Source organism: Neobacillus drentensis NBRC 102427 (genome assembly GCF_001591445.1).
Lineage (GTDB): Bacteria > Bacillota > Bacilli > Bacillales > Cytobacillaceae > Neobacillus > Neobacillus drentensis.
The window spans coordinates 12,698-28,387 of the sequence record NZ_BCUX01000025.1; the positions used below are offsets into that span (position 1 = coordinate 12,698).

The following is a 15,690-nucleotide window of genomic DNA, read 5'->3' on the forward strand; positions in this document are numbered from 1 at the left end:
CGAAAGATATGTTTACTTTTAGTCAAGAAAAATTAGTGTCTTTAGGTGCATCGATTACGACAGCGGAAATTAAGCAGCAGCCAGATTTATGGGATGAAACTTATTCATTGTATACAAAGAAACGAGTTGAGATCCAAGCGTTTTTGCAAAAACTTGAAGAGCTGCATGAACGAATCCGTGTCATTTTTACAGGTGCCGGAACTTCTGCCTATGTTGGTGACACGATCACACCTTATTTAAAAGGAAAAGTGGATGAAAGAAAGTGGGAATTGCTTAGTGTTCCGACTACCACTTTGGTGTCTAACCCTTATCAATTTTTAAAAGTAGATTTCCCGACATTGTTGGTTTCATTTGCTAGAAGTGGCAATAGCCCCGAAAGTGTCGCGACCGTAGAAATTGCTGAACAAATGGTAACCGACTTCTATCAGTTAACGATTACCTGTGCAAAAGATGGTGAATTAGCCAAGCGGGGCACAGGGGATGAAAATAACCTCGTGTTGTTGATGCCTGAAAAAGCAAATGATCAAGGCTTTGCCATGACCGGGAGTTACTCATGCATGGCGCTGACGGCATTGCTCCTTTTTGATACGCTGCATGTGGAAGAAAAATGGTCAATAGTGAAAATGCTTCGCCAAATGGGGGAAAGTGTCATTAGCAGGGAAGATGCCATCCAAAAAATCATCGACAGCGATTTTGATAGGATCATTTATCTTGGCTCGGGAAGTTTAGAAGGCTTGACGAGAGAAGCACAATTAAAAGTATTAGAGTTGACAGCAGGTAAAATTGTTACCTCCTTTGATTCATCGTTGGGATTCCGGCACGGTCCTAAATCGTTTGTTAATGAAAAATCGCTGGTTTTTGTTTTTGTTTCAAACCATCCTTATACCCGTCAATACGACTTAGATATTTTAAAAGAATTACAGCAGGATCGTATTGCCAACACTATATGTGCAATCGAGGTTGATGGGGAAACAAACTATGATGGGGACACGTTCTTATTCGGCAGTGAGGCCCAATATGTACCGGATGCATACCTGGCACTGCCATATGTCATGATTGGTCAAACAGTCTCACTATTATCTTCCATTAAGGTCGGTAATACACCGGATACCCCTTCACCGTCAGGCACGGTGAACCGTGTCGTAAAGGGTGTCACCATTTATGAAATCTAAATTTATTTATGCGGAGAGATTCTTTCTAGAAGACACGGTGACAGGTCCTGGGTTTCTTGAAATCAACAATGGGGAATTCGGGAATTTTACGAAAAATAAGCCCAATCACCCAGCAGAAATTATTGATTATCAGGGGAGTTGGATTGCACCCGGTTTAGTGGACACACATATCCATGGATTTAATGGACACGATGTCATGGATAATGACTTCGAAGGAATGAATCTGATTTCTGAAGGGCTGTTATCGTGCGGTGTAACCTCTTTTTTACCTACTACTTTAACCTCTTCAACGGAGTCATTGAATAAAGTGGTTGAAATGATTGGTGCCAATTACAACAATGTGCAAGGAGCAAAAATAAAAGGGATCTTTTTAGAGGGGCCATTTTTCACTGAAAAACATAAAGGGGCGCAAAACACAAAATACTTTGGTGACCCTTCTATCGATAAATTGAAAAAATGGCAGGAACTATCCAATCAATCGATAAAAAAAATTGCGATTGCACCTGAAAGAAAAGGTGTGGCTGAATTTGTTGAATATGCCGTGAAAGAAGGTATTGTGGTTGCTTTAGCACATAGTGAGGCGACGTACGAAGAAGCAAAGCAAGCAGTTGATAAGGGAGCTTCAATTTTTGTTCATACCTACAATGGAATGAGCCCACTACATCATCGTGAACCTGGGATGGTCGGGGCGGCCATGAATCTAAAAAATGTGTTTGCCGAAATTATTTGTGACGGGCATCATGTTCATCCCATTGCCGCTAGCATTTTAATGAATATACGCAGCAGGAAAGAAACTGTGATGGTGACCGATTGTATGATGGCTGGCGGCATGCCGGAAGGTCACTATCAACTGGGAGAATTTCCTGTGGAAGTGAAAGATGGTGCAGCTCGCTTGGAAAGCGGAGGTTTAGCCGGCAGCATTCTGCAATTGAAAGATGCCGTTAAAAATGCCGTCAAATGGGGGATTGCCACACCGGCGGAAGCCATTTATATGGCAAGTACAGGTCCCGCTAAAAGTGTTCAAATCGATGGAGAATGCGGAAAAATCGCGGTCGGGTACGCAGCTGACTTTATTGTCTTGAATCCGGAGCTGGATTTAACCGCGACTTACCTCGATGGAATCTGCCGTTATCAAGCTTAGAACTTCAAACAGAAAGAGGAAGTGCGATGATTTTAGCTGTCACAATGAATCCATCCGTTGATATTTCCTATCCAATCGATGAATTCAAGTTAAATGATGTCAACCGTGTGGAAAATGTCTGTAAAACGGCCGGTGGAAAAGGCTTGAATGTTGCCCGAGTGGTCGTACAAATGGAAGAGGAAGTCCTTGCAACAGGTGTCCTTGGTGGAATGATTGGTGAATACATCATTCAGGAATTAACTAAAGGCAGCATTCAAAATGACTTTTTGAAAATCAATCAAGAATCACGAAACTGTATCGCCATTCTTCATGAAGGAAAGCAAACGGAGATTTTAGAATCCGGGCCAACGTTATCTAGTGAAGAAGGGAGAGCTTTTCTACAAAAATTTGAAAGTCTGCTTGCTAAAGTTTCACTTGTTACCATTTCAGGCAGTTTACCCAAAGGGTTACCAACTGATTTTTACCATCAAATGTTGGAGATTAGTCACGAAAAGGGAATTCCAGTGATATTAGATTCGTCAGGGGAATCATTAAAACATGCCTTGTTGCATCCAGAAAAACCATTTGCCATTAAACCGAATGGAACGGAATTGTCTCAGTTGCTTGGCATCGAGGTCGGAGATACGATCAGTAGTTTGAAAAAGGCTGTAGACAATTACTTGTTTAACGGGATTGAATGGATTGTCGTGTCAATGGGTGGTGAAGGTGCCTTTGTCAAGCATGGTGGCAATTATTATCGAATCACGCTCCCTGAAATCAACGTGATCAATCCGGTTGGATCCGGTGATGCCACCGTTGCCGGATTAGCTGTTGCATTGAATTGCCATCAGACCGTAGAAGTGGTGCTGAAAACGGCGATGACTACTGGGATGTTAAATACCATGGAAGCCGGAACTGGTTTTATTAATATGAACAAGTTCAAACGGTACTTTAATGAAGTTAAAGTTGAAAAATTAGATTAAGAGAGGAGATTGACGATGCTAGAACTAACTAAGAATAAATGGGATGCACTAAAACGTTTATCAGATGAGAATGGCGTGATTGGAGCTTTAGCAATTGATCAACGCGGTTCATTGAAAAAAATGATTGCGTCTGGAGAGGCCAGTCATGTGGGGGATGAAAGTATCATCCGATTCAAAGAATTGGTTTCTGAGGAATTAACACCTTTTGCAACAGCGATTCTGTTAGATCCGGAATATGGTCTTCCAGCAGCAAAGGTCCGCAGCAAAAACTCAGGCTTACTAGTGGCGTATGAAAAAACTGGCTACGATGCCTCAGAAGCGGGACGGTTGCCGGATCTATTACCGGAATGGTCAGTGAAACGATTAAAGGAAGCGGGCGCCGATGCGATCAAGTTCTTACTCTATTATGATGTCGATGAAGATGAAAAAATTAATAACTATAAACATGTCTATATGGAACGTGTGGGGTCCGAATGTGCGGCCGAAGATCTTCCTTTTTTCTTGGAAATTGTCTCGTATGATGCTGAAAATGCTAATGTAAAAGGTAAGGCGTACGCAAAAATAAAACCTCATAAAGTGATTGGAGCGATGAAGGAGTTTACTAAACCGCAATACCATGTCGATGTGCTTAAGGTAGAAGTTCCGGTAGATATGAATTTTGTGGAAGGCTATACAGAAGGAGAAGCCGTATACAGCAAAGAAGAAGCTGCTTCATTTTTCAAAGAACAAAGCGAAGCAACCGAGCTGCCGTTTATCTTTTTAAGTGCGGGAGTTAGTGCAGAGCTATTTCAAGAAACTTTGAAATTTGCGAAAGGATCTGGTTCCACCTTTAACGGCGTGTTATGCGGCCGGGCAACATGGAAAGACGGTGTCGCCCCTTTCGCTTCAAATGGTGAAGAAGCAGGCCGCGGATGGTTACAGGAGAACGGTAGAAGGAATATCGAAGAACTGAACTTAGTATTGAAAGAAACAGCCAGTTCTTGGTTTAATAAAGCAAATTAATGAAGCAAGGGGCATTATTCCAGCTTCATCAGCGAATGGTGACTAACACCGTTCGTTTTTTTATGCAATTCACTAAAAAGCAATATTTCTAAAAATTTAGACAATATCTCTGTTGTGAAAGCGTTTTAATAAAAGTAAGCTAGATTACAAGTAGAAGGTGATATTGGATGTTAAAGCATCGTCTACTATTAAAATATTAATTTTAAAGGAGAAGAGGAATTGAGCATGAACAATTACAAGAGATTTAGCTATACACTGCTTGCACTTGTGTTATTTTTGCCAACGTTCTTGACGGGTTTCATTCCGCCATTACGTGCAGTAGCGGAAGTGACGAATCCATGGGTTACCATTTCATCGGGAGGAAATGAAGTAAATGAAATGGTTAACCAGAATGGGAAGGCATATGCAAGGCTCGGAGCAGGTACTGGAAATGACAATGGAGCCAAATCAGCTATTTTTCGAGAAGAAAAGGCTGCGGCAAAAGAATCAGGAACGATGGAATATACCTTTATTCCAGAATTGAATGGGGCAGATACCAGATTTGGTTTCTATCCACATTATATTGATACTAATAATTTTGTCTTTGTAGGGTATGACGCAGCAGGGTGGTTCTATGAATACAAATATAAGGGCAGCGGAACCTGGTTAAACACTAGACCAAGTGTACCACTTCCGGAAGTAGGAACTAAACATTCTATTAAAATTGAATATAGTGGAACCACTTTTAATGTTACATTAGATGGCCAAGATTTATTTGGATCGGTTACCTTATCCAATGATGTAAATAACCTCCTTACTGGTAAGGAAGCGGTTAAACTGGGCGCTTATGGAAGTAAAAACAGCCAAGTACTCATTGAATTAGGGGATGCTCCTGAAGACGGAGGCGCAAACCCAGGTGACGTGGAACCTGTCGACATTACGGACAACCAACTGACAGAAGGGGATTTTAGAATCCTCTCAGGTGACGGAAGCGTTACCTATAATCAAGATGGTTCAGCAACTTTCAAGGTTACCTCTACCCAAAAGAATCGAATAGTCTACAATAAAATGGAAGGAATTAAGAATGGTATTTTTGAAGCTGATATTACTCCAGCAACGAACGCGATGAACCGTTTCGGTCTAATCTATCGTGTTCAAAGTCCATCCGCCTACACGTATGTGGGAACGGGAGACCAGAACAATCAGTATTTCGGAGAGACCTTTGGTCCTTCTAACAAATGGACGGCGATGACATCAGACCTGCCATTAGAAGCAAATAAAACCTATCATTTACGAATGAAATTCATGGATGATACAGCTACTTTATACATTAATGATAAAAAGGTAAATAGCTGGACGTTATCAGGCGGTGTCGATAAAGCAGGTTTACTTGGATTTGAAAAGAGCCGTGGTGCCGCCGACATTACGATTTCAAACATCAAAATTAAAGAATACTTTCCACCTAAAGCGCCAGATACTCCTCCGGTAGAGGATACATTAAGCTCAGATTTTATGAATGTCACCATTGACCAAGTATTCCCGCGTGTCATCGAATACCGTGTGGGCGATAAGGTAATGGACGGACAAAAATCTCCTGTTTACGGATTGAAAGTGAACGGTACACTTTACTATCCAGAGGTAGGCTTTGAAAAGCTCAGTAATAGTGAAGCATTGTATTCCTTAAAGGTAAGCGATGAAGATGAAGACCTTGATGCAGTGATTAAAGTTTCATTAAAAGTTCAAAGAAATAAAGTAATCTATACCTTTGAGGAAATCAACAATGCCAAGGGTGCAAAAATCGAATCGGTTGAACTAGCTGATCTGGACTTTATCTCCGTCAATTCAGCTCAAACTAACGCGAAAGCCAAATTTACAAATCTTAGCGGAGATGTGACAAAACCGGGGGATGTTGACGTTACTGTCGATTCAACTTTGGGAGGCATTGGAACTTCTGAAAGATACTACACTGCTTTTCTTTCAACGGACAAATTAAGTGCAGGTGTATGGTCCAGTTCGGAAGTTGACGGCTACCGTAACTTAGTGGCTAATCGTTATCAGAATAAAGATGGTTCGAAAGCCATCGGGATTGGTTCCAGCTTGCTTTATTTTCAAAGAGAATTTATGTCAGAAGCACAAAAGACTAAACCTACTGTAAAAATTGCAATTGCTGACGATTTAAATAAAGATGATGAAGTTGACTGGCAGGACGGTGCGATTGCTTACCGCGAAATCATGCAGAACATCAAAGGGTCAGAAGATGTAAACAATCTTGTTGGCACTCGTATTGCCATGAATTTTGGATCACAAGCACAACAGCCATTCCTAAAAACATTGGATAATGTTAAAAAGGTAGCACTCGCTACAGATGAATTAGGCCAGGCTGTACTATTAAAAGGATATGGAAATGAAGGTCATGATAGCGCGCACCCGGATTACGGTAATGTTGGTGAACGAATCGGCGGCGCTGACGATTTAAAAACGCTTATTAGTGAAGGTCATAAGTACAACTCTGAATTTGGTGTCCATATTAATGCTCAGGAAACGTATCCTGAAGCCAAAGCATTTAATGAAGATTTTATTGATGGTCCAAATGCCAAAGGCTGGGGCTGGCTGGACCAATCCTATACTATCAATAAATTAAAAGATTTGTATTCTGGGACACGAGCAAAAAGATTGGATGAATTAAAAGCTGCTGCACCAGGTCTTGACTTTATCTATTTGGATGTATGGTATCAGGATCAGTGGGAATCTGATCGAGTGGCAGAACAATTTATGGATAGAGGTTGGAGGGTTTCAACTGAGTTTGGTACTGCAGTAGCTAATTATTCAACATGGCAGCACTGGGCAACAGATAAGAATTACGGTGGGCCATCAAGCAAGGGAATCAACTCAGAAGTACTCCGCTTTATTAGCAATCATCAAAAAGATTCTTGGGTATTGAACTGGCCTGAAGCAGGCGGAACGGCTGATCATCCATTGCTTGGCGGATTTGAATTAGCCGGTTTCGAGGGATGGCAATCAGATAAGAACTTTGACCAGTTTATTCAAATGACATTTGATACAAATATTCCAACTAAATTTTTACAAAAGTATTATGTTACTGATTGGACAGATGTAAAAGGTGACAAAAACAAAACTAACCTTGAAAAAGAAATCAAGTTAAAAGACCCAAGTAATGGTGATGATGTGGTTGTAACTAGGAAAGACAACTCCAGAGAGCGTGTTATTACACTTAATGGAAATGTTGTCCTTGATGAACATGCTTATTTACTTCCTTGGGTGGAACAAGATTTTAAAAATCCAACACCTGCTGCTGAAAAATTGTATCATTGGAATTTGGAAGGCGGTACTACAACTTGGACATTGCCAGATGGATTTGTTGGTCCATCTAAAAAGGTTTATGTGTACAAATTGACCGATAAAGGCCGAACAGATGTGCAGAAAGTCGAAGTGGTCAATAATCAGGTAACCTTGACAGCTGAGGCAGCAACGCCATATGTTGTTATTCCGGATAAAAAAGAGAAGGGTTTACAAGTCGATGACTGGAGCAACGGTACTCATGTCTATGACACAGGATTCAATTCAGGAACCGTTAAAGATGAAGTGACAAAAGTGGCAGGAGATAAAGATGCTGTCAGTGTCATCAGAACGAATCAAAATGGAACAGCCCGTAATGTAAGCAGCGGCGACTATTATTTGAATATGGGAAGCCCATCGAAAAATACAACCGTTTCCCGCTCGATTACTGACCTGGTGCCAGGTAAAGACTATGTGGCAGAGGTATATGTAGAGAACAATAGTGATGTGAAAGCTGGAATCAAAGTAACTGGCGGGGTGAAAGATGTAAGTAATTATACGCTGCGCAGCCTGCAAAAGAACTTTGTGAAAGCAGACTCTCATGCTTCTAATGATGGGTACAATAGCAAAATGCAAAGGATGCAGGTAAGCTTTACGGCTACATCAAAAAAGGCTGAAATCATTCTAAGCCGTGAGGCCGGAGAAGGAACCACCAAATTTGATGATATTCGGGTCGTTCAAAAGTCATTGACAAATAATGTCTTATCAGGGGTATTTGAACAAGATTTTGAATCGGTCGTGCAAGGAATTTACCCATTTGTGATTGGTAATACGGAAGGGGTAGAAGACAACAGAGTTCATTTGTCTGAGTTACATGCTCCTTATACACAAAAAGGATGGGCAGGTAAAAAATTAGTAGATGATGTCTTAGGCGGAAATTGGTCCGTTAAAGTAAATACCGGAAACAAAGGCTTAGTGTATCGCACGATTCCGCAACACTTCCACTTTGAACCGGGAGTAACCTATAAAGTATCCTTTGACTATCAAAGTACTGCCAATGCCTATCGCTTTATCTCAGGTAATCAAGAAATTGATGTTAGAGATATTACAGCGGCCAAGGGACTAAGTTTGAATAATACGCTTCCGGCATCTGCCACTACCAAAACGGCTGAGTTTACAGTCACTGGTTCCGACAATGAGCAAACCTATATTGGAATTTTCAGCGATGGAGCTAGTGTGAATGAAGATACCGGGGCAGGAACATTTATTTTAGATAACCTTCGGATTGAACAGGTGAAATAGAGTTGAAGAGGGAAGTGCTTCTGACACTTCCCTCTATTTAAATATAGAAGAAACAGACTCAATTTCTTAATAAAGCCTTTTGATAAATGTTTATTTTAAAGAAAATGAGTCTATCCTTAAATTAGGCACAAGTTTGCTTGCATACCGTCGGAAAATTTAATACAATAACCGTAATACTTTATATTTCAAAAGACAGTGATCAGGAGTAGTAGTGGTTCTTACCCGTACAAGAGAGTTGACGGCTGGTGAAAGTCAACCGGGTACATCACGAACTCGCCTTTGAGTTGCAAGCGTGAAGGATAGTAAGGCTTGCCGTTTTCCGCGTTAAGGATGAATGAAGCGAGTGCAGACTAAATGCACTAATGTGGGTGGTACCGCGGGAAGATACATACAATCCTCTCGTCCCTTTTGGGATGAGGGGTTTTTTATTTTTTTTTAGGAGGAAGAGCATTATGAGTTTCGACCATAATCACATCGAACAGAAGTGGCAAAAGAAATGGGAAGTAGAAAAAACATTTAAAACAAGCGAAGAATATGACAAAAGAAAATTCTACGCTTTAGATATGTTTCCATACCCGTCAGGAGCCGGACTACATGTTGGACACCCTGAAGGCTACACAGCAACCGACATCCTCTCCCGCTTAAAGCGGATGCAGGGATACAATGTTCTTCATCCAATGGGCTGGGATGCATTCGGTTTACCTGCGGAACAATACGCATTGGATACGGGGAATGACCCAGCGGAATTTACAGAACATAATATCAATACGTTCCGCCGCCAAATTAAATCATTAGGATTCTCTTATGATTGGGATCGTGAAGTCAATACAACCGACCCTGAATACTACAAATGGACGCAATGGATTTTCTTGAAACTATTTGAAAAAGGCTTAGCCTATGTCGATGAAGTAGCGGTAAACTGGTGCCCTGCACTTGGAACTGTACTAGCGAACGAAGAGGTCATTGATGGCAAAAGTGAACGCGGCGGTCACCCGGTGGAACGCCGTCCGATGAAACAATGGATGTTAAGAATCACTGCATACGGTGACCGTTTACTTGAAGACCTTGAAGAGCTTGATTGGCCGGAAAGCTTAAAGGAAATGCAGCGTAACTGGATCGGTCGTTCAGAAGGTGCGGAAGTAACTTTCTCTATTGAAGGTCACGACGAGACATTCACTGTATTCACTACTCGACCAGATACCTTATTCGGTGCGACCTATGCGGTGCTTGCGCCTGAACATGCGTTTGTTGATAAAATTACAACGGCTGAACAGCGTGCTGCGGTTGATGCTTATTTAGATAAAGTAAAAACGAAGAGCGACCTAGAGCGGACAGACCTTGCAAAAGAGAAAACTGGCGTATTTACCGGTGCTTATGCTATCAATCCTGCCAACGGTGAGAAAATGCCAATCTGGATTGCTGATTATGTACTAGTAAGCTATGGAACTGGTGCTATCATGGCGGTTCCTGCACATGATGAACGTGACTATGAATTCGCAAAGGAATTTAACTTGCCGATTAAAGCTGTTGTTGCTGGTGGAGATATTGAAAAAGAAGCCTATACAGGAGACGGAGAACATATTAACTCTGATTTCTTAAATGGTTTGGATAAAACGGAAGGCATTCAAAAAATGATTGCTTGGTTAGAAGAAAAAGGGATCGGCACCAAAAAGGTAACTTTCCGTTTACGTGACTGGTTATTTAGCCGTCAGCGTTATTGGGGTGAACCAATTCCGATTATTCATTGGGAAGATGGTACAATGACAGCCGTTCCAGAAGACCAACTTCCATTAATGCTACCAAAAACTACAGAAATCCGTCCATCAGGGACTGGGGAATCACCATTAGCCGTCATCGCTGAATTCGTGAATGTTGTGGACCCGGCAACAGGTAAAAAGGGACGTCGTGAAACCAATACAATGCCGCAATGGGCGGGCAGCTGCTGGTATTATTTACGCTATATCGATCCGGAAAATGATCAGGCACTTGCTTCACAGGAAAAATTAAATCATTGGCTTCCAGTTGATATCTACATTGGCGGTGCCGAACATGCCGTGTTGCATTTACTTTATGCGCGCTTCTGGCACAAGTTCTTGTACGATATCGGTGTCGTCCCTACTAAAGAACCATTCCAAAAGCTATTTAACCAAGGAATGATTTTAGGTGAAGGTAATGAAAAAATGAGTAAGTCAAAAGGGAATGTGGTAAACCCAGACGATATCGTTGACAGCCACGGTGCTGATACTCTTCGTCTTTATGAAATGTTCATGGGACCGCTTGATGCATCGATTGCTTGGTCGACAAACGGGTTAGATGGTTCCCGCCGCTTCTTAGATCGGATCTGGCGCTTATTGGTTGAGGAAAACGGTGAATTAAATCCGAAGATTCAATCCAACGAAGAAACTTCAAGTTTAGAAAAAGTCTATCATCAAACCGTGAAAAAAGTAACGGAGGATTATGAAGGCTTACGATTTAATACGGCGATTTCACAAATGATGGTATTTATTAATGAAGCCTATAAAGCAACTGTACTTCCGAAAGAGTACATTGAGGGATTTGTTAAATTACTTGCACCAATTTGCCCGCATATCGCGGAAGAGCTATGGGAAAAGTTAGGTCACAGGGAAACGATAACTTACCAAACATGGCCTGCCTATGATGAAGCGAAACTAGTCGATGATGAAGTTGAAATTGTCATCCAGGTTAATGGCAAAGTAAAAACAAAACTTATGGTACCAACAGATGCAAGCAAAGAGTCACTTGAAGGCATTGCAATGGAAGATGCCCACATAAAAGAACAAATTGAAGGAAAAACAATTCGCAAGGTAATAACAGTTCCAGGAAAACTTGTTAATATTGTAGCAAATTAGAATAATTAATCGGCCCCATCGCTGGGGCTGTTTTTCTAAAAGGGGATGGACTTAATGGAACAAATTCCAACGATTACACCAGAAGAATTACAAAAGAAGCTTGAGGCAGGGGAAAAACTTGAGCTTGTCGACGTAAGGGAAGATGAAGAAGTAGTATTCGGAATGGTCCCTGGGGCTACCCATATTCGCATGGGCGACATTCCTACTAAACTCGACTATTTTGACAAAAACAAAGAATATATTTTTATCTGCCGCTCAAGTGGCCGCAGTGGCAATGTCTGTAATTACCTGCACGACCAAGGCTATAAGGTCCGCAATATGGTTGGCGGCATGCTCGCATGGACTGGAGAGACCGAATACACAGAATAACCGATTCCGCCATGGAATCGGTTTTTTTTGATAGCCGATTTTTTTTCGCAGACTTTGTTAATAACCACTGCCTGAACATCGTTTCTATTTATTCACTCTTGACCAAGACTATCTCCCTCCTTTTAATCATTTCGATGGATTTAGCATAGCCGTGATTTACAAGCGCCGACTTCTAAATGTGAAACTGTCTTTCTAAGAAGGAGTTTACAAGGTGAATCTTAAAATAAACTTAATTTTTCAATCTATTTATTTTTAAAATTCAGATAAGTTGTTAATAATAGTAGTAAAAAAGAGAGGGAGAGAGAAAAGTGATACAGGTTAAGTTGTTTGACCGGGAGCATGAGAAGGATTTAGAGAAGGAAATGAATCGTTTTTTAAAAGGAATAGATGAAACTAGCCTGCTCGATATTAAATATAATGTGGCCGCTATGGCGGAGGAAGAAGAAGAGGAGCAGATTTATTGTTTTTCAGCGATGATTATTTACAAGGCCTGACAAATAGTCAGACCTTTTTATTTTTTGCAGATTGGGCAGCGTTTGTTCCAGCCAGCCTTCCAGTCACAAGTGCCGAGGTAACATTATATCCTCCCGTATAACCATGAACATCAAGGATTTCACCGCAAAAGTATAACCCATTCATTAATTTAGAGCCCATCGTTTGCGGCTCGATTTCTTTAACAGACACGCCTCCGCCGGTAACAAATGCTTTTTCAAGAGGCAGAGTCCCATTTACTTTAATCAAGAATTGCTTGCAGGTTTTTGTAAAACTACGAATTTTTTCATTGGAAATCGTGCCACCCTGCTCAGCTGGGTCAATCCCATTAGTTTCTAATAGAAAAAGTAGATAACGTTCAGGAAGGAGCCCTTTTAACGTGTTTTTAATACTTTTCTTTGGTTCGGCTTTGACGAGTTTGATAATCTCTTGAAAAACTTCTTCTTCTTTTTTATCAGGCAAGACATCGAGGCTCATCGTTACTTCTTTGAGATTCCACTTCTTCAGGGCTTTGACCACGAACTGACTGCAGCGAAGTACAGCAGGTCCGCTGAGTCCAAAATGAGTAAAGATCATATCCATGCGATGCGAGATAATTGGCTTTCCTTTTGGATTTAACACACTTAAGTCAACGCTTCTTAGCGATAAACCTTGGAGGGTTTTGTTTTTAATAAAAGGTTCGCTAGAGGTGACCGGGACTTCCGTTGGGAATAAATCCGTAATGGTATGTCCTGCTTTTTTCGCCCAGGCATAGCCATCACCCGTTGAACCGGTATGTGGAACGGACTTTCCTCCAACAGCAATCACAATCGATTTAGCTGATAATTTTTGACCGTCCTTCAACAAGACAGCAGAAACAGTTCCATTTTCATAGAATAGGTCTTCAACAGGGCTATTCTTAAAAATCCTGACATGAAGCTTTTCTAATTGAGTTAATAGCGCGTCAACGACCGATTGAGCCTTATTGGAAACGGGGAACATTCTCCCGTGATCTTCTTCCTTTAATTCAATTCCTAATTTTTCAAAGAACTTAATAATATCTTCATTACTAAAGATTGAAAAGGCACTATATAAAAACTTACCATTTCCCGGCAAGTGCTTGATAATTTCCTCAATTGGGAGGCGATTTGTTACGTTACAGCGCCCGCCGCCGGATATTGCCAGCTTTCTGCCGAGCTTGTCACCTTTATCAATTAATAATACCTTGGCACCTTTTTCACCAGCCGCAATCGCTGCCATTAACCCAGAAGGTCCGCCGCCGATGACAATTACATCATAATTCATATTTCCACCACTTTTCATTAATCCATCACTCCATTATAAACATTTATCATCAAAATAAAACGAATGTGGCTAGTTTTTCATAAAATTAACTTGGTTGTTAGTAGCGCGAGAGTGAAAGAAGTTGTAAACTACTAATAGTGTGCAAAAAAAGTCGAAATTCGTTTGTGAAAAAGCGCACGCATTTCTTCGGGTAGGAAGGGATTCTATGCAATCAAAGCTTTTGCGAGGAACATTTATTTTAACCTTTGGAACAATACTATCTAAGGTTATCGGATTAATTTATGTTATTCCGTTTTATCAAATTGTTGGGAAATACGGGACGCAGCTTTATTCTTACTCGTATGTCCCTTATACCATCTTTATCAGTATCGCAACCGCAGGTGTACCACTGGCAGTTTCAAAGTTTATTGCTAAATATAACGCGCTTGAAGAGTATGCCGTTGGCCGGAAGCTCTTTAAATCGGGACTGGTGGTCATGCTCCTAACCGGGTTTGCCGCATTCTTAGTCATGTATTTTGCAGCACCGCTATTGGCAGGGCTAAGCCATCCCGGTAAAGGACAAATGGCCAATGTCATAACTGTGATTAGAGCGGTTAGTTTTGCCTTGATTGTTGTTCCATTTATGAGCTTAATCAGAGGTTATTTTCAAGGACACCAATCAATGGGACCTTCAGCCGTTTCACAAGTCGTCGAACAAATTGTACGAATTGTTTTCACCCTTGCAGGGGCCTATATTGTTCTGAAATTTTTAAATGGGACAATTGTTTCCGCCGTTAGTGTGGCTACCTTCGCGGCGTTTATCGGAGCTATCGGGGGATTAGCTGTTTTATTTTGGTATTGGTTTAAAAGAAAGTCCTATTTAAATGAGCTTCTTGAGCATGATAAAGGGACGATTAATGTCTCCTTAAAGGATATATACAAAGAAATTTTCATATATGCGGCACCCTTCGTTTTTGTTGGGATTGCGAATCCATTATTTCAATTCATTGATCAAATTACGATGACACGAGCCATGATGGATGTTGGGATTAATCAGAAATTGGCGGATACAGCTTTTGGGATCTTGAATTTTGAGTCCCATAAAATTGTTATTATTCCTGTATCACTCGCAACTGCCTTTTCATTAACGTTAGTACCGAGCATTACAAAGGCATTTGTAGAAAATGACCGCAAGAACTTAAACCATCAATTAAACCAGACTTTTCAAGTAATGCTCTATTTAACCTTACCAGCGGCGATTGGGCTTTCTTTATTGGCAGAGCCGGTTTACACAGCATTTTATGAACACGATAGTCTTGGGACACAAGTATTAGCAGCATATGCACCCGTTGCGATTCTTTTTTCTCTCTATTCTGTCACGGCGGCTATTTTGCAGGGGATTAACGAGCAGCGCTTTACCATCTTAAGCTTACTTGTTGGTCTGTTACTAAAACTTGCTCTTAACATGCCATTAATAAAAATGTTTGAAACAAGAGGGGCCGTTCTTGCTACCGCACTTGGATATACTGCGGCAATTGTCATTAACCTAATTGTTATTAAGTCATTTTCAGGCTATCGATACCTGCTCGTGTGGAGAAGAAGTTTATTAATTGTCATCTTCGCAGGATTAATGTGGGCCGGAACAGAGATTGTCTACAAATTACTATTATTATTCCTTTCACCTGCATCGAAGAGTCAATCCGTTTTGCTTATTCTAATCAGTGCCGGAGTTGGGGCTGTTATCTATTTTTACTTAGGACTGAAATCAGGACTAGTGAACCGCTTATTTGGTAATAGGGTTGATCGAATTAAGCAAAAACTAAGGTTAAGATTTTAAAAAA

At 40.9% G+C, this 15,690-nt stretch carries 10 protein-coding genes and 1 other annotated feature; of the genes, 9 read left to right on the top strand and 1 reads right to left on the bottom strand.

The window, feature by feature from the left end:
- The first annotated feature begins 8 nt into the window (after positions 1 to 8).
- The 8 genes from BDR01S_RS13710 (at position 9) to BDR01S_RS13745 (ending at position 12,588) form a co-directional block, all read left to right on the top strand.
- Positions 9 to 1,172, top strand: a complete 1,164-nt coding sequence (locus tag BDR01S_RS13710; RefSeq protein WP_066258260.1) for an AgaS family sugar isomerase — start codon at positions 9 to 11, stop codon at positions 1,170 to 1,172.
- A complete protein-coding gene (nagA, locus tag BDR01S_RS13715; RefSeq protein WP_066258259.1) occupies positions 1,162 to 2,313 on the top strand; it encodes an N-acetylglucosamine-6-phosphate deacetylase in 1,152 nt (383 codons plus the stop codon). The genes BDR01S_RS13710 and nagA overlap by 11 nt, the downstream gene beginning before the upstream one ends.
- A gap of 26 nt (positions 2,314 to 2,339) precedes the next feature.
- The gene (gene lacC / locus BDR01S_RS13720; protein ID WP_066258257.1) at positions 2,340 to 3,275 is read left to right on the top strand and encodes a tagatose-6-phosphate kinase; all 936 of its coding nucleotides are present in this window, start codon (positions 2,340 to 2,342) and stop codon (positions 3,273 to 3,275) included.
- Between the two features lie 15 nt (positions 3,276 to 3,290).
- Positions 3,291 to 4,277 (top strand): tagatose-bisphosphate aldolase, encoded by a 987-nt coding sequence (gene lacD / locus BDR01S_RS13725; protein ID WP_066258255.1) that lies wholly within the window; start codon positions 3,291 to 3,293, stop codon positions 4,275 to 4,277.
- A 225-nt stretch (positions 4,278 to 4,502) separates the two neighbouring features.
- Positions 4,503 to 8,855 (top strand): endo-alpha-N-acetylgalactosaminidase family protein, encoded by a 4,353-nt coding sequence (locus BDR01S_RS13730; protein WP_066258253.1) that lies wholly within the window; start codon positions 4,503 to 4,505, stop codon positions 8,853 to 8,855.
- Positions 8,856 to 9,041: 186 nt separating this feature from the next.
- Positions 9,042 to 9,265 (top strand) — a binding site (T-box leader).
- Between the two features lie 42 nt (positions 9,266 to 9,307).
- Positions 9,308 to 11,725, top strand: coding sequence for a leucine--tRNA ligase (gene leuS, locus BDR01S_RS13735; protein ID WP_066258251.1), 2,418 nt, complete (start codon positions 9,308 to 9,310; stop codon positions 11,723 to 11,725).
- A 54-nt stretch (positions 11,726 to 11,779) separates the two neighbouring features.
- Positions 11,780 to 12,094, top strand: coding sequence for a rhodanese-like domain-containing protein (locus BDR01S_RS13740; RefSeq protein WP_066258249.1), 315 nt, complete (start codon positions 11,780 to 11,782; stop codon positions 12,092 to 12,094).
- 308 nt (positions 12,095 to 12,402) lie between these two features.
- Positions 12,403 to 12,588, top strand: coding sequence for a sporulation protein Cse60 (locus tag BDR01S_RS13745; protein WP_066258247.1), 186 nt, complete (start codon positions 12,403 to 12,405; stop codon positions 12,586 to 12,588).
- A 7-nt stretch (positions 12,589 to 12,595) separates the two neighbouring features.
- Here the strand turns inward: BDR01S_RS13745 and BDR01S_RS13750 are convergent, their stop codons facing one another.
- The gene (locus BDR01S_RS13750) at positions 12,596 to 13,870 is read right to left on the bottom strand and encodes a BaiN/RdsA family NAD(P)/FAD-dependent oxidoreductase (protein WP_066260327.1); all 1,275 of its coding nucleotides are present in this window, start codon (positions 13,868 to 13,870) and stop codon (positions 12,596 to 12,598) included.
- A gap of 205 nt (positions 13,871 to 14,075) precedes the next feature.
- Here BDR01S_RS13750 and BDR01S_RS13755 point away from each other — a divergent pair, with 205 nt between their 5' ends.
- Positions 14,076 to 15,686: a putative polysaccharide biosynthesis protein gene (locus BDR01S_RS13755; RefSeq protein WP_066258245.1), complete on the top strand. Its 1,611-nt coding sequence runs from the start codon at positions 14,076 to 14,078 to the stop codon at positions 15,684 to 15,686.
- Positions 15,687 to 15,690: the final 4 nt, after the last annotated feature.

What these genes read in the sequence shown, in the direction of transcription:
- BDR01S_RS13710 (WP_066258260.1), top strand. Translation starts at nt 9, where the DNA reads ATGTTTACTTTTAGTCAAGAAAAATTAGTGTCTTTAGGTGCATCGATT.
- nagA (WP_066258259.1), top strand. Translation starts at nt 1,162, where the DNA reads ATGAAATCTAAATTTATTTATGCGGAGAGATTCTTTCTAGAAGACACG.
- lacC (WP_066258257.1), top strand. Translation starts at nt 2,340, where the DNA reads ATGATTTTAGCTGTCACAATGAATCCATCCGTTGATATTTCCTATCCA.
- lacD (WP_066258255.1), top strand. Translation starts at nt 3,291, where the DNA reads ATGCTAGAACTAACTAAGAATAAATGGGATGCACTAAAACGTTTATCA.
- BDR01S_RS13730 (WP_066258253.1), top strand. Translation starts at nt 4,503, where the DNA reads ATGAACAATTACAAGAGATTTAGCTATACACTGCTTGCACTTGTGTTA.
- leuS (WP_066258251.1), top strand. Translation starts at nt 9,308, where the DNA reads ATGAGTTTCGACCATAATCACATCGAACAGAAGTGGCAAAAGAAATGG.
- BDR01S_RS13740 (WP_066258249.1), top strand. Translation starts at nt 11,780, where the DNA reads ATGGAACAAATTCCAACGATTACACCAGAAGAATTACAAAAGAAGCTT.
- BDR01S_RS13750 (WP_066260327.1), bottom strand. Translation starts at nt 13,870, where the DNA reads ATGAATTATGATGTAATTGTCATCGGCGGCGGACCTTCTGGGTTAATG.
- BDR01S_RS13755 (WP_066258245.1), top strand. Translation starts at nt 14,076, where the DNA reads ATGCAATCAAAGCTTTTGCGAGGAACATTTATTTTAACCTTTGGAACA.